Raw genomic sequence first — 22113 nt, 5'->3', positions numbered from 1 at the left:
CTCCGAGCTGGGGCCCCGCCCGCATGAAGTACTTTTACAATTCAAAAAGAGCATTTATGCAAGCAAGCCATAATCAAACACATTTTTTATATTTTCGGAAAATGTAAAAATGTGAAGAGGTCATCATGTTAACTCCAGAAGATATCAAAGCAAAAAAATCCAAGCACGAAATGATTTCCATGATCACCGCCTACGACTTCGCTTTCGCAAACATTGCAGAAGCCGCCGGAATTGACCAGATTCTCGTAGGCGATAGCCTCGCAAACACCATGCTCGGTTACAAGAGCACGCGTGAAATCGGCATGACCGAAATGCTCATCTTCACAGCAGCCGTCTGCCGTGGCGCCCCAAACACTCACGTTGTTGCCGACATGCCCTACTTGAGCGACAAAGATCCGCAAACCGCTTACGACAACGCCCGCCGTCTCATGGATGTGGGAGCCTCTAGCGTAAAAATTGAAGGCACACCCGCTGGCGTTCTCGAGTTCCTGCACGAAAAAGGAATTCCCGTTTGCGGGCATCTCGGACTTTTACCGCAGACCGCAGAAAACTTCAAGCAGAAAGGCCGCACCGAAGAAGAAGCTCGCGCTATTGAAGAGGCCGCAAAGTTCGTGGAAGGGCTTTGCTTCGAAACCGTTCTCGAGCACATTCCCGAAGAACTCGGCAAAAAAATCACCGACGAAATCAGCATTCCCACCATTGGCATCGGTGGAGGCAAGTTCACTGACGGTCATGTTCTCGTGATGCACGACGCTCTCGGCATGCATCCGAACAAAATTCCGCCGTTCGCCACAAAGTATGTAGACATGTATTCCGTTGGTGTTCAAGGAGTTAAGAAATACATCGAAAGTGTGAAGGCTAGAGTCTAGAAAACATTTACCGAACATCAAATTTAAGATAAATTAATAACAATTACTAATAAAAAAGTCGGCTTCAAGAGAAGTCGATTTTATTTTATCCAAAACAGTATTTTACCAGCAGCCACTTAATACAAAAAATTTTTGAAAAAAAAAATCATTTTTTTATAAATACATGTTGATTATTTGTGAAAAAGAAGTTATTTTTCTGATATCAACAAATAAATAACATAAAAGGAAGAAAAAAATGGCTACAAAAACTGTTGCAAAGAAACCCGCTGCTGCTAAGAAACCCGCTGCCGCTAAGAAGCCGGCTGCCGCTAAGAAGCCGGCCGCCGCTAAGAAGCCGGCTGCTGCTAAGAAGCCAGCTGCCGCCAAGAAGCCAGCTGCCGCCAAGAAGCCAGCTGCCGCTAAGAAGCCGGCTGCTGCTAAGAAGCCAGCTGCCGCCAAGAAGCCGGCCGCTGCTAAGAAGCCGGCTGCTGCTAAGAAGCCGGCCGCTGCCAAGAAGCCGGCCGCTGCCAAGAAGCCGGCCGCTGCTAAGAAGCCGGCCGCCAAGAAGTAATCTTCTTTTTGACCCAACGATTTCGACCCGCAGACCTTCTGCGGGTCTTTTTTATATTGGCGCCACGCCCCACGTTTACTATTTTTGTGGCATGATTTCAGAAAATGATTTGACTAATTCGCAGAACATCCCCTTTGAAGAACGCATCGCCCGCATCGAAAGGATGATCGAAGCCGAAACAGAACCGAAAGCATTCGAACTCGGACTTTTGCTCGCTCTCAAGATGGGTCAGGAAATCCGCGAAAAGAAACCGCTCGGCAGCACGACTGGCGACATCGTCGCCGCATGGAGTTCCAAGTACCCGGAATCCGTCGTCGAAGAAGCAATCGCTCACGCCAAGCAGTTCCTCACAAATCCAGGCGCCCTCGCCGAAAAGATGAAGAACATCATGCTGAAGAAGATGAATCAGCAAGAAGAAAAAAAGGACGAGGCCGAAAGTGGAAAATAAACTCCAGGCAACAATCGACATCGGGAGTCACAGCTGCATTTTACTAATCGCAGCGTTCGAAGACGCACCTGCCACAGCTCCCGCTGAAACCGCGAATCCCGAAGTCGAGACGCCCGCCGCATCAAGTGAAGCGCCAGTAGCACCGCGCAAGATTCTCGTGCCAAAACTCCAGAAGGTCGAAGTCTGCCGCCTCGGCGAAGACATTTACGAACACGGAAAAATCACGCCCGAACGCATCCAGGAACTAGTCAACATCATGACCAAGTTCCGCATGGACTTGCACGCCCTCGGCGCAGACCTCAAGGCAGTCGCGATGACCGAAGCCATGCGCAAGGCCACAAATCCGGACGAAGTGATTGAAGCTGTCGAAAAAGCTGTGTGGGTCAAGCCGCGCGTCATCACCGGCGAAGAAGAAGGCAAGCTCACCTACCGTTCCGTCAAGGAATGGCACGGCGAAGGAAACATCACGATTGATATCGGCGGCGGTTCCACAGAACTCAGCAACGGCGATACGACATTTTCGATTCCCGTTGGTGCGCTCAAGATGTTCAAGGCGATGGGCCCGATTCCCGGTCCGGAATACAAGAAGTTTATCAAGGAAACGTTCAAGGACTTGTCGTTCAAGGGCATGACGAAAAAGCCTGTCTACCTTATCGGTGGTACAGGCACCGCACTAGCGATGGTCTTCTTGAACAGCCAAACGTTTGACTACAAGGCGATTGAAGGTCTCGAAATGAGCCTTGCCGACCTTGAAGCAGTCACCACGCGCATCACGAACCTTTCGAAAGAACTCCGCGCGATGCTCCCAGGACTTGGAAACGGCCGTCACGAAGTGATCATTTGCGGTTTGTTCTGGTTGCGTTCGCTCCTTGAAAAGCTCCGTGTAGAAACGTTCAAGATCAGTACGGCAGGACTCCGCTTCGGACTCCTCTACCCGCCTGAAAAAGAACCGGAACCCAAGCCAAAGAAGCGCCCGGCATTCCTAAAAAAGACGGATGCCACATCCGAGACGGCGATCCCCGAACAGGTTGGGGATGACAAATAAAAGACGGGGATGAAAAAAATGCGTATAAACAAGTACATTTCTCTCAGTGGTTTTGCTAGCCGCCGTGCCGCAGACGAACTCGTCGCCGACGGGCGCGTACAGGTGAACGGAGAAACGATTTCCGACCTCGGCCATCAAGTGGACGAGACCAAGGACCAGGTGACGGTTGACGGAAAGTTGCTGAAGCTCCCGACAAACAAGAAAACAAAAGTCATCATGCTCCACAAGCCGGCTGGATGCGTCTGCACCAAGGACGACCCGCAAGGCCGCCGCACGGTTTATGACTACTTGCCGCCGGGATACCACAACTTCAAATACGTTGGACGACTCGACTTGCAGAGCCGTGGTCTCTTGCTTTTCACCGATGACGGCGAATTGCTTTACCGCCTCACGCACCCGAGCTTCGAAGTGCCGCGCAGTTACTATGTATGGACAACGCGCCCGCTCAGCGAATCGGCCGCCCAGCGCTTGGTCGATGGCGTGGACATCCGCGACCCGGAAGACCCGGACGCCCAGGAAGAAATTGCATTTGCAACAGACGTCTATCTCGAAAACGGATTTGCAGAACTTGTGCTTATCGAAGGCAAGAACCGTGAAATCCGCCGCATGATGCGAGCCATCGGTTACGAAATCCGCGACCTCAAGCGCGTAAGCTACTGCCAGATTCAGCTCGGCGACTTGCCCGCAGGCGAATTCCGCGAACTCACGCCCAACGAAATGAACAAATTGCGTCAGGCCGTGCATCTGTAGCGGCTTCGCCGCACTTCCTACCGCCTACTTCCTACTGTCTACTAAAAATGAAACGTACTTTATATATCGGTGATGTTCATGGTTGCGCAGACGAACTCGCTGCGATTATCGACCAATTCGGCTTTGTGCGCGGTAGCGACACCATTTACCAGACCGGCGATATCATCAACAAAGGTCCCGACATGATGCGCGCCATGCGAATCGTCGAGGAACTCGGCATTCTAACCGTCCGCGGAAACCACGAAGAACATCTCATCCGCATGATGGAAACGCCCAAAAGCAACTGGACCGAAAAGCAGAAGAAGCGTTTCAAGGCGCTTTCGCTCGACGAATGGGTTTACATCCGTGATACCGTAAAGAACTGGCCGCTCTGGCGCGACACGCCGTACGCCTTGCTCGTGCACGCAGGCCTTGAACCGGGCAAGACACGCCTTGAGGACATGAGTCCAGAAGTGCTCCTTTCCGTGCGTTACTGGAATGACAAGCCCTGGTATGAACAAGTGACATGGAATAAGACGGTCGTCTTTGGACACTGGGCCAAAAACGGTTTCGTGAACATCCCTGGATTTATAGGTCTTGATTCCGGTTGCGTCTACGGCAAGGCGCTTACCGCCTGGTGCCCCGAAGAAGACAAGTTCTATAGCGTCCCGGCACTGCGCGAATACACGCCCGTCAAGGACAAGGCAAAAGAATCCGAAGCGGCCCCCTGCAAAGTGCTCGGCGACAATTCCCCCGATTCCGTGCCGCCCAAGACATTCGACGAAATCAAGGAACGCATCGCAAGCGGCGACATCGCCCGTAAGGAAGAAACTCCCGAAGAATCGAACATCCGCAAGGCAAGCCCCTCCATCAGCGCCGAATGGGCTGGGTATTAGTGCCTGTGGCGCAGTAGACAGTAAACAGGAATAGTTAGGCGGCAAAGCCGCGATTATAAACCCTTCCTACTTCCTACATCCTACTTCCTACTAAAATTACTATCTTTCATCTAGGAAATTACATTTCACGGAATCAACATGACAGCAGAAGAACTTTACAATCGTCTCAAGTCCGTCAAGCCGGGCGCAGCCCTTTGCACCTACACCATGGAAAAGGTGGAAAAGATGCTCCCGCTCATCAACGAAATCAACGAGCTCAAAAAGGAACAGGATACCGTTATCCTCGCCCACAGCTACTGCGCTCCTGAAATTCTTTTGGGCGTTGCCGACTTCACTGGCGATAGCTTTAAGCTCAGCAAGGACGCCACAACCGTCCAGCAAAAGACGATCCTCTTCTCTGCCGTGCGTTTCATGGGCGAAACCGCCAAGATTTTGAACCCGCAGAAGGACGTGATCATTCCAGGCCCGCTCACGGGTTGCAGTCTCGCCGATTCCATTACCGGCAAGGACGTCGAAGAACTCCGCAAGCAGAATCCGGACTACACGTTTGTCTGCTACATCAACACCACCGCCGACGTGAAGGCAGCCTGCGACGTCTGCGTCACAAGCGGTAACGTGATGCACATCGTCGAAACGATTCCGTCCGACAAGATTTTCTTTGTGCCGGACGCCCTCATGGGCCAGAACATCATCGACGAGATGAAGCGTCGCGGTGTCAAGAAGGACATCAAGCTCTATAACGGCTGCTGCTACGTCCACGAAAACTACGACCCGGATTTGATCCAGTTCTTCCGTAGCCAAAACCCGAATCTCAAGGTGATCAGCCACCCGGAATGCAACCCGTCTGTCGCCATGCTCAGCGACTACGTCGGAAGCACGGGCCAGATGGTGAGCTACATCAACCAGCAGCCCAAGGACAGCTGCATTTTGCTCCTCACGGAATGCGGCCTCAATGCCCGTATGCACTACGAACATCCGGACATGAACTTTATCGGTAGCTGCTGCATGTGCAAGTACATGAAGTCGAACTCGCTCGAAAACATCCTGGAAGCGCTCCGCCACCCCGAAAAGGCAGAACACATCACACTCGACGAAGGTGTGCGCGTGAAGGCCAAGAAGTGCATCGACGCCATGTTCAAATACGCCGAATAGTTCACAATACGAACTGCGGTTCACGACAAGCGGCCATAAAAATTCTATCTTTGCGGCTACATCGTTTTTTGGGATGTTAGAAACCTCTTGGGGATAAAAAGATGAAGAAAATTTTATTGGCAATAACTTTGTTGTGTTCCGCAATTTTTGCGCAGCCCGAAGATAGCGATTTCAGCTATTGGCCACGTTCTTATTTTGCAAGCATAGGTTTTAACGTCATCGCAAACCGTGGTGATTTGTTTAAACGTTCCATGAAAATCACAGACAAGGAAGGCGACGAAGAAACGGTTAATCTCCCCATTACAAAAGTTTTTATCGCCCCGGACTACAATCTCGGCGTAAATGTTCGCGAATTCACATTTGCACTTTCGTTTCAATACTGGTCCTACACGGGTACAATTGCCAATCTCCCCGACGACCTCAACGTTCGGGATATGCGTTACTGGAGATTCGGACTTGAAGCGACTTACAACTTTTTCTATCCTGAATTTTTCCAGGTAGGCGTCGGTCTTGGATATTCATTTTCCAAATTGTCCACAGAAAAAAATGTTTCTAACGCCAAGGGGGATTTCGATTCCGAGCTGAACGGTTCTGCCGTAGCCCTTGTTACGCAAATACGCTATTTCATCACAGACAACTTTGGGCTCACTTCTTCTATGCGCATTTACGAGAACTGGTATAAGTCGGTTCATACAGAAAACAGTGGAACCGTCGATTTCCACGATGTCGATATCAGTTACTATTGGCAGACCTACATCGCCATATCCATCGGAGCCATGGTTCAGTTTTAATTAAAAACTAAAGAAGGCACAAAAAATGATAACATTCCTAATCGGTGTTGCAATCCTCATCCTTGGATATTTCACCTACGGCAAGTTCGTTGAACGCGTGTTCGGACCGGATGACCGCAAGACTCCGGCACTCGCAAACCCGGATGGCGTTGACCGCGTCCCGATGCCGCACTGGAAAAACGTTCTCATTCAGCTTTTGAACATTGCAGGCATCGGCCCTGTGATTGGCGTGATTCTTGGCATCAAGTTTGGCGCCATCGTGTTCATCTTGCTTCCGCTCGGAAACGTCCTCGGCGGTGCCGTGCACGACTACTTCAGCGGCATGATCAGCATGCGCAATAACGGCTACAACGTTCCGGCTCTTTCCCGTAAGTTCTTGGGCAAGGGTCCGGCAAAGCTCGTGATGACGCTTATCTCTGTAGCGCTCATTCTCGTTGGCGCCGTGTTCACCACGACTCCTGCAGCTCTCGTAAATACACCGATTCTCGTCGGTAGCCATGTTTCGCCGACACTGTTCTGGATCGCGGTCGCCTGCATTTTTGCCTACTACTTCATTAGCACCTTCTTCCCGATTGACAAGATTATCGGCCGCATCTACCCGATTTTCGGTGCTCTCCTGATTCTCGCCTCCCTCGCTATTTTCGTGGGCATCATCCCGAACTTGAACGTCCTCGATGAATTCTGCTTTGCGGACATCATGAGCAACTTCCACAAGCATCCGGCAGGCCAGCCGATCATCCCGATGCTCTTTGTGACGATTGCTTGCGGCATCATCAGCGGTTTCCACAGTACGCAAAGCCCGCTTGTCGCCCGTACTGAAGTCACCGAAAAGACCGGCCGCCAGACATTCTACGGCATGATGATTATCGAAGGTTTGATAGGTATGATCTGGGCCGCAGGAGGCATGTTCATTTACCACCAGATGCCGGAACTTTTGACAGGCGCTTCGGGCGTGAAGGTCTTGAGCGTTCTCGTTTCGACCGTGATTCCCTGGGCTCCGATTTCGATTCTCGTGGTCGTGGGCGTGATCATCCTTGCTATTACGAGTGGCGACACCAGCCTCCGCAGCCTCCGCCTCACCGTTGCAGAACTCACGGGCCTTGAACAGACTTCTGTCAAGAACCGCCTCCTCCTTACGGTCCCGATGTTCGCCCTTTGCGCTGTGATTATCTTCTGGAGCAATATGAACCCTGAAGGTTTCAACATCTTATGGAACTACTTCAGCTGGAGCAACCAGCTCATGGCCGTTTGCAGCCTCTGCGTCGCTACCGTTTACCTCCGCAGCAAAAAGAAGAACTTCTGGATTGCGCTTATCCCGTGCATGTTCATGACGTTCATTACGGCAGATTACATTCTCTGGGTAAGCCCGGAAAACCTCAAGGGCGCTCCGCTCGGTTTTGGCCTCGACTATAAGACAGCTCTCGTGATTGCACTCCACGACGCCGCCATTCTCGGATTCTTCCTCTGTGTTCGTGGCAAGTCGCTCTCCCAGATGGAAGGCTATGACGCCGACCGCTGGAACGCAGCTCTTGACGAAAACAAGATCCCGAAAGCTCAGTAAGCAAGCGCTGCAAGACACAATCAATGCATAAACAAGCCTCAACAAATAAAGGAGATGCCCGATTAAATCGGGCATGACAATTGTTGTGGTCGTCAAAGGCAGCATAAAATCCATCACGTTCCATAGCCAGCAAAATGGCTTTACCGTGATGCGCCTGAACGATATCGAAAGCAAGAAAGTCGTTGTTGTCACGGGAACATTCCCCGCATTGCAACCCGGTGAAACGATTGCCGTGGAAGGCGACTGGGATTCGCATCCGAAATACGGTAAGCAGTTCCAGGCGACTTCTTTTGAATACCTAGCCACAGACGATAACGATATCCTTGAATACTTGGCGAGCGGACAATTCCCGGGCGTGGGGCAAAAGATTGCCGAACGCATCGTGGAAGCGTTTGGCGATGCAACCGCCGACATTCTCGACAACGATCCGGACAAGTTCCGCGAAGTAAAAATCAAAGGCTTCCCCGCCCGCAAGGTGGAAGCTTTTTTGGCACGTTGGCAAGAAGCACGTCACAGCCGCGAAACAATGCTGTTCTTGTACCAGCACGAAATTGTCGGCAGTGTGGCAAAGCGCCTTTGGAACAAGTTCGGGCAAGCGACGATTGAACGCATCACACAGAACCCGTACATGCTCTGCGAAGAAGTCTGGGGCATCGGATTCTTGAAGGCCGATGAAATTGCGCAGAAAGTCGGTTTCCCGAAAGACAGCCCCGAGCGATACCAAGCGGCATTGCTTTACACGTTGCAAGAAGCCTCGGTCAGCGATGGCCATGTGTTTTTGCCGAAGAATGTGCTCTTAGAACGCACGTTTCGCAACTTGCGTTTAATGCAGGACGACGAAGGCGCCATCAACACGCTCCTCGATGAATTCGAAAAAGCAAGCGAAAGCGGACGCATCAAGCGCGAAGGCGACGATTGCTATTTTCCGCCGCTCTACAATGCCGAGCAGCGCATCGCAGACAACATCAAGCTCCGCTTGCGATACAACGAGCTTTCAACGGAAGGCTTTGAAGATGCCCTGGCGCAGTGGGAACGCGAACACAAGTTCAGCTTTGACCCCATCCAGAAACGCGCCATCCAGATGGCGCTATCGCGAAAGATTTCCATCATCACGGGTGGACCCGGTACAGGCAAGACGACAATCCTCAAGGGGATTTTGTACCTCGCCCGCCAAATGGAAGAATGCGTAAGCCTCACGGCCCCGACGGGGCGCGCCGCCAAGCGCATGGGCGAATGCTGTGGCGAGAAAGCCCGCACGATTCACCGATTGCTCGAAGTGGATCCGATTTCGGGCAAGTTCCACCGCGATGGTGACAACAAGCTTCAATGCAATTTGCTCATCGTCGATGAATTCAGTATGGTCGATACGTGGCTTGCCGCCTCGCTCCTCGAAGCGACGCCACTCAATGCAAGAATCGTTCTCGTGGGCGATGCCGACCAGCTCCCCAGCGTGGGAGCTGGCAATGTGCTGAACGACTTGCTGCGTTGCCCCAAGATTCCAAGCACTCGGCTTCAGCACATTTTCCGCCAGGCCGGCGGAAACGACATCGCCGACAAAGCATCGAAAATCAATCAGGGCATTAGCCCCTCGCCCATCGAAGGCACGAACTTCCACTTTTTGCCCTACGAGTCGGCCGATGAAGCTAAAGACATCATCGCCCGCCTCGTCACACGCGGCATCAAGGAAAAAATCGACATCGACACGCAAGAGATGCAACTTCTCACGCCGATGCGCAAAGGACCGCTCGGCATTTACGAGCTGAACAACTTCTTGCAAGACCTCCTGAACCCCGGCAAGGAACGCATTAAAATTGCCAGCGGCAACTGGAGCACAGGCGACCGCGTGATGCAAATCCGTAACAACTACGACAAGAACGTGTTCAACGGAGACGTCGGCATCATCTACAAAATCGGGAAAGACACGAAAAAAATCACGGTCTTTTACGACGACAAGACCGTGGATTACGAACCCGATGAAGCCGATGAACTTATCCTTGCGTACGCCTGCACCATCCACAAGAGCCAGGGTAGCGAATACCCCGCCGTCATCGTCGTGCTAGATTCGAGCCACAGCATTATGCTGCAAAGGAACCTCATCTACACCGCCATCACACGTGCAAAAGGCCATGTGTGGATTTTGTCTGCACCGGGTGCGTTCTACCAAGCCGTGCGCAACAACCGCAGCACAAGACGATATACGAGACTCACCGAGAAATTAGGGTAGTTTCGAGATACGCGAGCATTTCAGCACGAGCATTCGACGATTCTCATCACTATTGACTAATAACTAATGACTAACGACCAAATTTATTTCGGCCAGTAACCGGTCGGCTTTTGGTTCAGGTAAATGAGTTTAGCCCATTCAGAAGTTTTCGCTTCATCCATAAAGTAAAGTTCATCAAGCGAACCCTTGAAAACACGGTCTACCTTTCCGCTGGACTGCTTGCGGGCGCCAATGATAAACGGGCCATCCGATGTACGCTTATCATCCGTATGGTTGCGGCTAACCATAGTTTCTTCAAGTTCACCGTTCCTGTATATCGCCGTGGAATCACCAGACTTTACAACCGTAAAATGCACCCACTGCTTGTAATCCACTTTCGGCGCAGTCGCGATGCTCGCCTCATACCAATGATCCAAATCCGATTCATCGAGTTCCTTGAACATCCAACTCGAGCGGTCGCTATCGCCAGCCTGATACTTGAAGTGGTATTCCGATTCGGACTTGCCCCAGATGAATCGAGACGTCGAAGTATCTTCGGCATTCACCCAGAACGACGATGTAAAGCTAGACGTATCCTTTAGCGCAAAGCCCCAATAGTCTGCGGATTCCAGAATTTCAATAATGGAAGTTCTCCCGTTAAATACAAATGCTCCGCCAATAATCCCATTGCCTGCAGTGACGTCAGTGACGCGCCCCTTGAACGGATTATCGCCAGAAGTCTTGACTATCGAATCCGGGAATTCACGTTCGTCAAAGTTCCACGCCGCCATAAAGCCATCCGAAATTGTGAACGGATCTGCAGCGCGAATCAAGGCAAGCGCACTTCCGAAAGCATCGTCTCTCACGACACAAGCCTCCGTCACACTAGGTTCCTCAATAAAATCCGTTTCATTCCAGGCGAAAACGAGCTTTTGCGTTTCCCGTTGCGGGTAAAGCGTAGACAAGCGAACCCACAGCCCCGTCGGAATAGAGTCCTTGCCACAAACGACCTTAAATGTTGTCCAGAACGAAGCTGGCTCTAAATAAACTTTTAGCGAATAAAGATTCTTGACAAGCGACTTGCGATCATCCGCATTCAAATCGTTCAAGCGGACATACAGCGGAAACCCTTCAATAGTATCGCGCAGGTCTATGCCTGTCGCCGATGTATTGAGCGGGATTTCCAAAGTGCGGGCAGAACTATCATAGTAAAAGGCCTGCTCTGCATCCGTATTTTCAACAAGAACGGCCTTGATGCTATTAGTGCCCTCCGAAGTACTCACTTGCACCGAATCATAGTACGATGCCAGTACACCGGTAAAAATCGCATAACGAACAATTCCATCTGTTATAATCTTGGCGGTTGACTTGTACGTTGAACCCACGATAGAAAGGCTAGCAACCGAGTCCTTGGTATCTTGCAAATAAATCTTGATGTCGTTACTTTGATTCAATCCCAAATCGACAGATTGCGCAGAATCCTTCGCAATTTTCAGGCCAGATTCGCGAACAGCAAATGTTTCGCCATCCGAATCTTCATAAAACGCTTCCAAATTGTAAACGCCACTCGGCAAGTTTTCAAAAGCGTAATATCCCATCGAATCCGCAGTCGTCGTGTAGTACGATGTGCTATCTTCTTTTGCAGGGTCGTAATCCGTCGGGACACAGTAAACACGGGCATAAGAAGCGCGCCTTAAAAAGTCCGGATTTGACGTTCCGTCAGCATAAGCGAGCGTTCCCATCAATTCCGGGGAACCGACTTCGGAGCTGTTCCCGCCCGCCACCTTGTTGTCAGAGCAAGATACGAGGAAAACCATTGCAAGTAACGCCTGCAACGCAAACAATGCAGAAACCGCCGATTTAGCAAATCGAGTATTTCGTTTCATTGCATCCTCACTTGGACAACGGGAAAATCTGGATATTCATCTGGAAAACGCGGCCACCGTCTTCGTCCTCATTAGCAATCATAGAAATTTTTTTGCGGAACTCATTGATGCACTTGACAATCTTCTTGTAAGATGCTTCCGAAATGCCGAGAGTCACACTGCTCACGTTCCTTTCGTTCGAAGGAACATTGGTAATGGACTCCTTCGCCAAATCAATAAATTCCTTGTGGTAATTGACAAACGCCTGCTGGATGACCTTGTCGCCAGTGCTAATCGCCGGATTGTTCAAAATCCAGTTGCCCTTGGCATCCTTCTTGATGAGTCCGACACGTTCCAGCAAATCCACCGCCTGCCTCGCCTGCTCTCCCGAAATCGGCGGCGTGAGCCGCGCTCCGAGAGTATCGTAGTCGCCGTCAAAGCCAATCATCCCGATAATCGAGCGGATCGCAGAATAGTACCAGTGCGAATAAACCTCATACTGGTACGCACGAGTCAAAAGCATCTGCTGCGTGAAACGGTAAGCAGCCGTGATTTCTTCCATGCGCTTCTTGTAGTTTTCACGCTCATCGTCGTTAGACGCCTGGCAGAACAGCACCATCGCCTCGAAATAGGCGGCTTCGCTTTCATCAAATTGCAAGCCTCCGACAATTTTTGCAATGCTCGCCGGAGTGAGGCTCTTTTCGCCCTTCATCACGCGCGAAATAAAATCCTTGGACGAAAATCCCAGCCTGTCCGAAAAACTCCGCAGCGAATAACGGCGGTTCAGAGCTTGCGCACTTTCAAAATAGTGCCGCAAATAAGCGCGGTAATCATTAAATTCAAAAACCGACATGCGCTTCGGAGGGATAGAACCGAGACGCTCTTCAGACTGCAATTTTTCCGCACAGGGTTTCATACTTTAAAAATATATTGTAAAGCCAAATTTTGGTAAAAAAGCCCAAGAAACAGCCTCAAAATCGTTGTCTACCGAAGACACATTGTTTCCGCAGTGCCAGATTTCCCTCGACATTTAGGGTTCACGCATCTATCTTTATAAAAAAAGGAAGTTTGCTCTAGCATCGGACTGAGCTATAAAAGCCCCACACCAAAACAAGCTCTAGCGGTGCAACAAGAACAGGTCCATCTCTCAAACCCATAGGGAACGACTCCGGTCGTTCCCTTTTCAGTTTTAGCGTTTGATATAGATTTTCTGGTGCGACGGTCCGCGGGCATTCAAAGCACGGCCTTGAGCGTCAAAGCGTCGCGCCGATTTAGCCATGTTCGCATCACCAGCCGATCTTTCGCGAACGACACGAACCCCCGGCTTCAAGGCAGTCGTCTTTTCGACTTTCAACGGAGAAGTCACAATCCGCGAAAGCGTATTCTCATCCACCTTCACAGAGACCTTGTACTCGCCCTCGCCCGTAACCGCAAGCGTTTCAAGCGTTTCGCCTTCGAGGAGGTTCCCGTCCTTGTACCACTGATAACCAAAGCCCTTCGGAGCCTTGAGCGTCGTACCGTCCTGCGTTACATGCAACGTATCCATCTGCAAATGGGCGTACACAATTTCTGCCAAGTGCTTTGCGCCCTCGACGCTCGGATGCACCATGTCTTCTAAATACCAGCTCGGATTTTCAAGAGCACTAAAACGTGAATGCAAGTCGATCACGTTCACGCCCTTTTCAAGCCCCGCCCGCAAAATCGCCGGGTTCACGCGATTCACGACCGCCGTATCAAGGATATTCCATTCGACGTTGTTCACGTAAGGCGCCAAGCAAATGAAAACATGCGGCTTCGACTTCACCTGGAACGTATCGATTAGCGCTTCAAAATCCGCCGTGATTGCAGAATCTACCGCCGCATCCTGCGCCAGAGTATTCCAAGTCGTGTATGCCTTCGAATCGTTCGTACCCAGCTCGATGATAACCGTATCCGCCGCAAATTCAATCGCCGGCGCAAAGCGGTAACCCTTCCAGTACGATGCCTGATCGTCCTTGCGGACCGTAAGCCCGCTCACGCCAAAATTCTCGACCGTATCGCTCGGCGCATTCTCGCGAAGCATCCCCTGCAAATGATGCGGATAGCTCGTCTGGTCAGGCCAGGATTCAATCCCGTAACCGTATGTGATGCTATTGCCAACGCAAGCGACCTTGCCCGCCGCAAACGCCGAAGCTGCTACAACCGTAGCCGTCAAAACAATCTTCCCAAACATATTCATAACCATGAAGTAAATATAATTCAAGAAAGAGAGTTGACGTGATAAATCACAACCGGAACCGTAAAAAAAGCCGCTTGACTTGCATCAAACGGCTTATCGCTTTATTTATGTTCTATTCTAAAGAATCTTCTTAAATTCAATAGTATAGCACATGGCATTGATAATGACTAAGTCAACACTTGGTTCTGCACCAGGATAAAGCGGGGTGACAATGGCCACGAAGTAGTAATTGACGCCCTTTGCAATTTGTTTTGCAACGAGTGCGAACGGTTCAACATTCGATCCGACAAATTCTTTTTGGACAGAATCGAAATCCTTCTGAGCGTCTTCGGTAATCTTGAAATCGTCAAGGAAGACGATTCCGCCAAATTCTTGCGAAAAGCCGTCAAGAACGGGCTTGATATAGACGACAGTTGCTTCTGGCGCATTTGGGGCGACGTTAAAAACGATGAGAACGAGGTTCTTGGTGTTTTCAGCATCGAAGATAACCTGTTCGGCGAGAACGGCATAATTTGTTCCGTTAACGACTTGGGAACCGAGATAAGCTACAGGTTTGTATCTTACGCCTTTCAGTTTGTTTAATTCACCGAAAGCTGTAGCGACTTTTTCAGGCATGGAATCCAGACTTATTTGGAATATCCATCCACCACATTTTCTTGTTTCTGGCATTTTGTTAGCTCCTTTTTGATGATTTTAATGGATGTCAACGAATTTGATTGAATTATCCTGGGCGTTAATGGTAACAAGCGAGATTCGCTTCTTCGCCCACATGTACTTTGGCGTTACTTCGGCTACGATAAATCGGTTCGTTCCATTTACAACCTGATACCCGAGGTAAGCGAACGGCTTGACGTCCATGCCTCCACAGTGTTTCATGACGGAATCGAATTCTTCTTGTACATCCTTGGGAAGTCCTGCGCAGGGTTCTATTACTATTCCGCCAGGTATTGGCTTTGCATGACCTTCAAGAATGAGTTCTACGGAATAAATTGTAATTTTTCCTTCGAAAGCATGGAACTGTACAAAAACGACATTCTTTTCATCCGGACATCTCATTACCGACTGTTCTGCGACAATGGCATAATCGACACCATTTAAAACACGTTTGCCAACACAGGCTATCATTTTATAAGATAATCCCAGGCGCTCGTTCAATACAGCTATGGCGTCATCAATGTCCTTTGGCCAATCTGCGACAATAGCATCCTTTTCCCATTCGTCTGCAATTGCCTGGTTGCTATTTTGCTGTGATTTTTCGTATTCCCTGATGATGTCGGCGACATATACCCTTTGTCCATCTGGAATCATTACCCATACGCAATCATGAGGAAGCGGAGTAATGGAACTTATTTCAACATCAGAAAGTTCTTTTGCATCAAACTTTGCGTAAAATATTATACGAACATAGTTTTTGATGATTGGATTGCCATAAATTTTTTGCTCGGCGAGAGCAACGTAATTTTCACCATTGACAAGCTGAGTTGCCAACAGGGCTATTGGCGTGTATTCATAATGGTTATCTCTGTTTAGTTTTAAAAAAGCTAGTTTAAATGCTTCTGGGAAATTTTCAGTGATGACATGGACAATCCATCCACCAGGAACGATTTTTTGAGCTGCATTATCTGCCATTTCATTTTCTCCTTGTAATTTAATAGCAATCAAGGCTTTAAGGCCTTTCTATTTATTAATTACAGGATGGCAAAGCATTACTCTTTTATTTTGTTATAAAAAATATTTACACACTAACACAAAAGGACGAGTTCAAACTCGTCCTTTTTGCTTTCGCAATTTTCGCAGGCATTTACCGCACTTACGTATTGTATTCCCTGTCGGGGTGTTCCGCCATCTCGTCCAGTTGAATCTGGTGGATGACCACATGGCCTTCGACAAGGCTCTTTTGCACATCGATAATGCGCTGGTTCCAGGATCCTCTGAACTTGATATCCAGGGATTTTTTCGCCATGACAAACGGACCGTCAATCAGGATGTCCGCAAACGTGAGCAGTTCAAAAAGCTCCGGCTTTTCGGACGTAAGCTTCATCAGCTGTTCGTACGTATATCCCGTGAAAATCACGAGATTGAGACCGCGTTCCTTGATTTCGCGGGCAAGCGGAATAAGCGCCGCCGCCTGATCCATCGGATCGCCTCCGCTAAACGTCACTCCATCGAGCAGCGGATTCTCCTTGATCATCGTGATGATCGCTTCGCGCTCGATAAAGTGCCCGCCCTCAAAATCATGAGTCTGCGGATTCTGGCAACCCGGGCAGTTGTGGTGACAGCCCTGGGTAAACACAGTCAGGCGGATTCCGGGACCGTCCACGAATGATTCGGGTTCAATCCCTGCAATCCGCAGTGGAGGATATTCATCCATCTTATACGCCGTGCTTTACGCGATCGTTGACTTCAGCGCGCTTGGCGTTGTTGAAACGGTCAATTGTACCAACGAGGTAACCCGTGATGCGGCGGATACGTTCGAATCCGATCCCTTCGCCATATTGAGACATTTCTTTTTCAGACATTTTTTGCACTCCTTAATAAAAACTTTATTTGTTTACGCTAGCTATGGGGTCGCAACTTCGTTGCTCTGAGGTATGGGCTCGGTCCCTTACGGTCCCTTTGAGCATATTCCTCATACCCCAAAGGCTCGAAGAGCCGACCTCACAACCCCACTAGCTCATTTACCTAATCCCTCTGAATGCGGGCATTCCTGGGAATTTCTTTCTAAGTTCTTCGAGCTTTTCGCACGAAATCGCATGGCCTTCACTACGTCCGCAGCGCGGGCACACATCGCCAATCACACCCACAAATCCGCAAACCGGGTCGCGGTCCACCGGATGGTTGATGGAACCATAACCGATACCGACCTTTGCCATGTGCTTCACAATCTTTTCAAAAGCGTCCAGGTTCTGCGTCGGGTCGCCATCAAGTTCGATGTAGCTGATGTGACCAGCGTTCGTAAGCGCGTGGTACGGGGCTTCGAGCGAGAGCTTCTTGAAAGCAGAAATCTTGTAGTAGACCGGCACGTGGAAAGAGTTCGTGTAGTAATCGCGGTCGGTAACGCCCGGGATAATGCCAAACTTCTTCTTGTCCATGCGCACAAAGCGGCCCGAGAGGCCTTCAGCCGGCGTTGCAAGCAAGCTGAAGTTGAGGCCAAGGCGTTCGGATTCCTTGTCGCAGAATTCGCGCATGTGGCCGATAATCTTGAGGCCGAGTTCCTGGGAAGCTTCGGATTCGCCATGGTGCTTGCCCGTGAGCATCACCAATGTTTCAGCAAGGCCGATAAAGCCAATGGAGAGCGTACCGTGCTTGATGACTTCGCCCACGGTATCTTCCCAGCCGAGTTTGTCGGAATCAATCCACACACCCTGTCCCATGAGGAACGGGAAGTTCTTAACCTTGCGGCGGCTCTGCACGGCAAAGCGTTCCATGAGCTGGTCGCTCACGAGCTGAAGCATGCGGTCGAGTTCCTTGAAGAACAGGTCCACAGACTTCATCTTGATAGCAATACGCGGGAGGTTAATCGAGGTAAAGCTCAAGTTGCCACGGCCGTAAGAGATTTCACGGCTCGGGTCGTAATGGTTGCCAATCACGCGGGTACGGCAGCCCATGTACGAAATTTCGGTTTCCGGATGACCCGGCTTGTAGTACTGCAGGTTGTACGGAGCGTCCTGGAAGCTAAAGTTCGGGAACAGGCGCTTTGCACTCACGCGGCAGGCGAGCTTGAACAAGTCGTAGTTCGGTTCGCCCGGATTGAGGTTGATGCCGTCCTTGACGCGGAAAATCTGGATCGGGAAGATAGCCGTTTCGCCACCGCCGAGGCCATCTTCGGTCGTGAGGAGCAAGTTCTTCATGACCATGCGGGCTTCCGGTTCCGTGCACATACCATAGTTGATGCTGCTAAACGGAGTCTGGGCACCAGCGCGGCTGTGCATGGAGTTCAAGTTGTGGACAAAAGCTTCCATGGCCTGGAACGTTGCCTTGTCGGTTTCTTCGTAAGCCATCTTTTCGGCAAACTTCTGGGCATTCTTCACCGTTTCGGCGTCAAAAGTCTTGGAAAGTTCGTGAACTTCAGTTGTCTGGAACTTTTCATTCGGCACGAGCGTTGCGACCATGCCCATTTCAGCCATTTCGCCGTGGAGCTTCTTCACCACCGGCTGGATTTCTTCTTCGGTCTTGCCCGTCAAGAGCATGAGAGCCTTGACCATGTTCGAAAGGTAAGCCTTGCGGTACGTGATGCGAACACCGTTTGCCATGGCGTAATCGAAGTTCGGCACGGACTGTCCACCGTGCTGGTCGTTCTGGTTACTCTGAATAGCGATAGCGGCCAAGGCGGCGTAGCTGCGGATATCCTTCGGTTCGCGCAAATGACCGTGACCCGTGTTGAAGCCGTTCTTGAACAACTTAATGAGGTCAATCTGGCAGCAGGTCATCGTAAGAGAATAGAAGTCAAGGTCATGAATGTGAATGTCACCATCCATGTGGGCGCGGCTGTGTTCCGGCTTGAGCATCATCATCGTGTAGAAGTGCTTAGCGGATTCGCTCCCGTACTTGAGCATGGTACCCATGGCAGTATCGCCATCGATATTGGCATTTTCGCGCTTGAGGTCGGATTCCTTGGCTGAGCTGAACGTAATGTCATGAAGCGTCTGCATGAGGCGAGTGTTGACTTCACGGACGCGGGTACGTTCGGCACGGTACAAGATATAGCTCTTGGCGGTATCGGCGTAACCACCTTCGGTCAAAGCCTTTTCAACAGCATCCTGAATTTCTTCGATGTCCGGCTTGGTCTTATTTTCGGCTTCCAAGTGTCCAACAGCTTCGGCAGCAACCTTGAGAGCGACATTTGTCAGAAGGTCATCGTTTCCAAGCAAATTCATCTGAGCTTGGGCAGCCTTGATCTGTTCATCCAATTCGCCGGAGGCTCTAAAAGCCTTGATTACGGCGTCTGCAATCTTCTCGATGTTGAACGGCATCTCGCGGCCGTCGCGCTTTTTGACAGTAAAAATCATCTAAAAAAAACCTTCAATTCCCGTTTCCTCAAATATAGTCAAAACTCATCGTTTTTACTATATCTTGTGTCCGAAGTCGAACCACACCCACAAGATGTAGGTCAGCCTCACTACAAGTATAATAAATCCTAGTCCATTTTGGAAGACTTTTTGCACGTAAGATGTAATTTTTTTGTAATATATCCTCAACTTATCAACAAGAAAAAATAATGAACAATCAAATCACAATTCTTCTATCGCATCCGAACATTTCTAACTCAATGTTCAACAAGCACTTAGTGGATATCAACAGAAAAAATCCCAATTTTGTGCTCCACCACCTTGACAAAAACCGGGTTAATGGCTATTTCGACCTGGAAGCCGAAAAAAAATTGTTGAGGCAGTCCAGGGCCATTGTGTGGCAGTTCCCTATATATTGGTACAACAGCCCGGCTAGCCTGCGCGACTGGCAAGACCAGGTCATGAGCCCGATCGTGTACAGCGCCGACAACTTCCTGAAGGGAATGCCCGTACGTGTCGTATTTACGGCGGGCGCCGCCGCAGAGCACTACACCCACGAAGGACTCAACCGCTACACCGCCGACGAAATGCTCATCCCGTTCGAGATGACCGCAAACGCAGCAGGCATGAAGTGGTTTAAGCCGCTCGGATTCTACGGTTGCAGTCCGGATATGACAAAAGCCGCCCTCGAAAAGGCGGCCAAGGAATATGAAGAAAGTTTGTTAGAACTATTTTAGTTCATAAACGACGTGGACCGAAGCGCTCACCTCGACGGAGTCGGCAATCGCCGTTTCGTCGGGAGCAGGCGCGGCATCAATCATGCTATTTGCCGCAAGCATGACAGCCTTGGCACGGTAGACGCGGTTGTACTGGCTGTAGACAACTCCGCCACCTTCGCCATTGATCTGGAGAACGCGACCGAGCTTGGCGCCAACGCCTGCGGCATAATCATTAGCCTTTGCAGTTGCCTTTTTGCCAGCCGCCTTGATGACCGTAGACTGCACGGCGTCCACATCCTTGAGCTGGGCAGACGTACGCTGGATTTCGACATCCGGCTCCGAAGAAAGCGCCTGAACGAGAGCGGCAGCATCAATCTTACGGTTCACCGTAATCACAAAGCTCTGCGTGGCCACGTAACCGACGAGTTCACGCTTGCTATTGCGATAAGACCATTCCTTGTGGATTTCTACACTGTTCTGTTCCACGTTGGACTGCGGAATTTCAAGCGATTTCACATTTTCAAAAATCACGGAACGGCGTTCAGCCAAGCGCTTGGAAACCGATTCCTTGTCCTTGCCGCGGATTTCGAGGCTAAAGCCCATTTCGAACTTGTCGGCGGCAAACTTCTTGGTTTCAGATGCCGAAACTTCGATGCGCGGGACCTCGAGCGCAACCGAGCCATTGGACGTAGCCACAGGAACAGCAGCCGGTTCCGCCTTCACGACGCGGATGAGAACGCACACGCACACAACAAGTACGATGAGATAGATGATATTGAGCAATTTTTGCATCATCGTTTTTTACCCCTTTTTTAATGTTATGGATTTAAAATACTTTTTTTAACGTTAAAAAACAAAAATACGAGATTTTTAACAAAATATTTTTCGTCAGGGAAATCATTTCCCAGAGCCTCGTCCCCAACCAAGAACAACTCTAGCATTCGGAATATTTTTTAGGTAATGGCGTTTACGAACCCTAATTCGTAATTGCCCCCCTTGTTCACGATTAAAATTTTTTGGTACTGAAAAAAAGAGTAGATCACGCCCATTTATCGGGCAGTTATAATCAGGTAAAGACGAAGAAATTGCCCCACCCCAAAAAACAGTATCAGCAATATGAAACGAAACTTCAAGTGAATCATGTTCAAGATATAATTCGCTATCAGGCAAAGTTACAGGATTTTCCCGTTCACGATCAAAACATAATGAAAAATAATAGCCAAACTTGACAAAAGGAACATCTATAATTTGTTCTTCATCAGAATCTAAATCAACAGGATGTTCCCAAAGATTCTCGTAATTATGAAACGCATTTACACGATAGCCATCAATATTCCTATAACAGCAGCAAAGTACTAGACAAAATGTTGCAAACAAGAAAAACCTTACCATGCAAACCTCGATAACGAACACCTATGCAATTGGAAAATTTTTATTCTCTGATAGTTTTATCCATTATTAAAATTTAATATACTCAAAAAACTATCAATGAACAAACAGCCACCAACGAATCCAATTAACCTCATTTTCTTCATGAAGTACCTTTTTTACCTCAAATGTTTCCACACGGTCATCATCAGGATACCTAAACGAAACATAAGCGGTCACCGTTATATTTTTAATATTCCTTGGAATTAAAGGCCATTCATCTCCAGTTTTTACAGTATCCCAATTAACGATATCCAAAGAAACCATGTAATCACGTAACTCAGGAGGATTCATTTCATTTTGCCTCAACGCCCGTTTGAACTCAACTTGAGTATTTAAACGCTTGTATATTTCATTATCAACAGCTAAATACAGAGAATCTATGTGAATAGACATATTTTTTAGAGAATCTTTCTCTAAATATTTTTCATCAATGCGAAACACAACAGAACAAAAACAACGATCTGAGTTACCACATTTTTCCGTATCTTTGACAAGAAAACCGACCTTCCATTTTTCAGCAATGGTAGTCCATGTAGTATCAGCCTCGAAAAAACGAGTTTTACAATAGCACCCTGATAACAGCAGGATAAAAACAATAAAAATAAATTTTTTCGTATTCATTATAAA

22 protein-coding genes are annotated in these 22113 nt (G+C 49.3%); 11 read left to right on the top strand and 11 right to left on the bottom strand.

Features of this window, described 5'->3' with window-relative positions; all coding sequences use genetic code 11:
- Positions 1-125 precede the first annotated feature (125 nt).
- The 10 genes from panB to B7990_RS00335 all read left to right on the top strand — a co-directional run bounded on the left by panB (position 126) and on the right by B7990_RS00335 (position 10265).
- Complete coding sequence (panB, locus tag B7990_RS00380) at positions 126-869, top strand: 3-methyl-2-oxobutanoate hydroxymethyltransferase (RefSeq protein WP_088639106.1); 744 nt, start codon at positions 126-128, stop codon at positions 867-869.
- Between the two features lie 235 nt (positions 870-1104).
- Entirely contained in the window at positions 1105-1419 is a 315-nt protein-coding gene (locus B7990_RS00375; RefSeq protein ID WP_088639105.1) for a histone H1, read from the top strand.
- Between the two features lie 91 nt (positions 1420-1510).
- On the top strand, positions 1511-1867 hold the full coding sequence (locus B7990_RS00370) for a hypothetical protein (protein WP_088639104.1): 357 nt from the start codon (positions 1511-1513) through the stop codon (positions 1865-1867).
- Positions 1857-2912 (top strand): phosphatase, encoded by a 1056-nt coding sequence (locus tag B7990_RS00365; protein ID WP_088639103.1) that lies wholly within the window; start codon positions 1857-1859, stop codon positions 2910-2912. Before B7990_RS00370 ends, B7990_RS00365 begins: the two co-directional genes overlap by 11 nt.
- A gap of 18 nt (positions 2913-2930) precedes the next feature.
- Complete coding sequence (locus B7990_RS00360) at positions 2931-3662, top strand: pseudouridine synthase (protein WP_088639911.1); 732 nt, start codon at positions 2931-2933, stop codon at positions 3660-3662.
- Positions 3663-3709: 47 nt separating this feature from the next.
- Positions 3710-4537 carry a metallophosphoesterase gene (locus B7990_RS00355; protein WP_088639102.1) on the top strand — a complete coding sequence of 276 codons (828 nt, stop codon included), beginning with the start codon at positions 3710-3712 and terminating at the stop codon, positions 4535-4537.
- 138 nt (positions 4538-4675) lie between these two features.
- A complete protein-coding gene (nadA, locus tag B7990_RS00350; RefSeq protein ID WP_088639101.1) occupies positions 4676-5689 on the top strand; it encodes a quinolinate synthase NadA in 1014 nt (337 codons plus the stop codon).
- A 101-nt stretch (positions 5690-5790) separates the two neighbouring features.
- Positions 5791-6480 carry an outer membrane beta-barrel protein gene (locus tag B7990_RS00345; RefSeq protein ID WP_088639100.1) on the top strand — a complete coding sequence of 230 codons (690 nt, stop codon included), beginning with the start codon at positions 5791-5793 and terminating at the stop codon, positions 6478-6480.
- Between the two features lie 25 nt (positions 6481-6505).
- On the top strand, positions 6506-8041 hold the full coding sequence (locus B7990_RS00340) for a carbon starvation protein A (protein WP_088639099.1): 1536 nt from the start codon (positions 6506-6508) through the stop codon (positions 8039-8041).
- 73 nt (positions 8042-8114) lie between these two features.
- Positions 8115-10265 carry an ATP-dependent RecD-like DNA helicase gene (locus B7990_RS00335; protein WP_254917245.1) on the top strand — a complete coding sequence of 717 codons (2151 nt, stop codon included), beginning with the start codon at positions 8115-8117 and terminating at the stop codon, positions 10263-10265.
- Positions 10266-10348: 83 nt separating this feature from the next.
- Here B7990_RS00335 and B7990_RS00330 read toward each other — a convergent pair whose 3' ends face one another.
- The 8 genes from B7990_RS00330 to B7990_RS00300 all read right to left on the bottom strand — a co-directional run bounded on the left by B7990_RS00330 (position 10349) and on the right by B7990_RS00300 (position 19336).
- A complete protein-coding gene (locus tag B7990_RS00330) occupies positions 10349-12130 on the bottom strand; it encodes a LamG-like jellyroll fold domain-containing protein (RefSeq protein WP_088639098.1) in 1782 nt (593 codons plus the stop codon).
- A gap of 7 nt (positions 12131-12137) precedes the next feature.
- Positions 12138-13025, bottom strand: coding sequence for a TIGR02147 family protein (locus B7990_RS00325; RefSeq protein WP_088639097.1), 888 nt, complete (start codon positions 13023-13025; stop codon positions 12138-12140).
- Positions 13026-13298: 273 nt separating this feature from the next.
- A complete protein-coding gene (locus B7990_RS00320; protein WP_254917244.1) occupies positions 13299-14327 on the bottom strand; it encodes a GDSL-type esterase/lipase family protein in 1029 nt (342 codons plus the stop codon).
- A gap of 117 nt (positions 14328-14444) precedes the next feature.
- Positions 14445-14996 (bottom strand): hypothetical protein, encoded by a 552-nt coding sequence (locus tag B7990_RS00315; protein WP_141099185.1) that lies wholly within the window; start codon positions 14994-14996, stop codon positions 14445-14447.
- A 24-nt stretch (positions 14997-15020) separates the two neighbouring features.
- Positions 15021-15956: a hypothetical protein gene (locus B7990_RS00310; protein ID WP_088639095.1), complete on the bottom strand. Its 936-nt coding sequence runs from the start codon at positions 15954-15956 to the stop codon at positions 15021-15023.
- A 181-nt stretch (positions 15957-16137) separates the two neighbouring features.
- Complete coding sequence (gene nrdG / locus B7990_RS00305) at positions 16138-16698, bottom strand: anaerobic ribonucleoside-triphosphate reductase activating protein (protein WP_088639094.1); 561 nt, start codon at positions 16696-16698, stop codon at positions 16138-16140.
- A 1-nt stretch (position 16699) separates the two neighbouring features.
- On the bottom strand, positions 16700-16846 hold the full coding sequence (gene nrdD / locus B7990_RS14800; protein WP_141099184.1) for an anaerobic ribonucleoside-triphosphate reductase: 147 nt from the start codon (positions 16844-16846) through the stop codon (positions 16700-16702).
- Between the two features lie 159 nt (positions 16847-17005).
- On the bottom strand, positions 17006-19336 hold the full coding sequence (locus B7990_RS00300) for an anaerobic ribonucleoside triphosphate reductase (RefSeq protein WP_088639093.1): 2331 nt from the start codon (positions 19334-19336) through the stop codon (positions 17006-17008).
- 209 nt (positions 19337-19545) lie between these two features.
- Between B7990_RS00300 and B7990_RS00295 the strand changes: the two genes are divergently transcribed.
- Positions 19546-20073, top strand: a complete 528-nt coding sequence (locus B7990_RS00295; protein ID WP_088639092.1) for an NAD(P)H-dependent oxidoreductase — start codon at positions 19546-19548, stop codon at positions 20071-20073.
- Here the strand turns inward: B7990_RS00295 and B7990_RS00290 are convergent.
- The 3 genes from B7990_RS00290 to B7990_RS00280 all read right to left on the bottom strand — a co-directional run bounded on the left by B7990_RS00290 (position 20065) and on the right by B7990_RS00280 (position 22107).
- The gene (locus B7990_RS00290) at positions 20065-20850 is read right to left on the bottom strand and encodes an SIMPL domain-containing protein (protein ID WP_088639091.1); all 786 of its coding nucleotides are present in this window, start codon (positions 20848-20850) and stop codon (positions 20065-20067) included. The genes B7990_RS00295 and B7990_RS00290 overlap by 9 nt on opposite strands.
- A gap of 102 nt (positions 20851-20952) precedes the next feature.
- Entirely contained in the window at positions 20953-21447 is a 495-nt protein-coding gene (locus B7990_RS14795; RefSeq protein WP_141099183.1) for a hypothetical protein, read from the bottom strand.
- Between the two features lie 93 nt (positions 21448-21540).
- Positions 21541-22107 carry a hypothetical protein gene (locus B7990_RS00280; protein ID WP_088639089.1) on the bottom strand — a complete coding sequence of 189 codons (567 nt, stop codon included), beginning with the start codon at positions 22105-22107 and terminating at the stop codon, positions 21541-21543.
- Positions 22108-22113: the final 6 nt, after the last annotated feature.

The sequence above is a fragment of the Fibrobacter sp. UWB4 genome (assembly GCF_002210345.1).
In the GTDB taxonomy this organism is placed as follows: Bacteria; Fibrobacterota; Fibrobacteria; order Fibrobacterales; family Fibrobacteraceae; genus Fibrobacter.
Note: the sequence above shows the minus strand (reverse complement) of the source record. Positions and strands in the feature narration are given on the sequence as shown.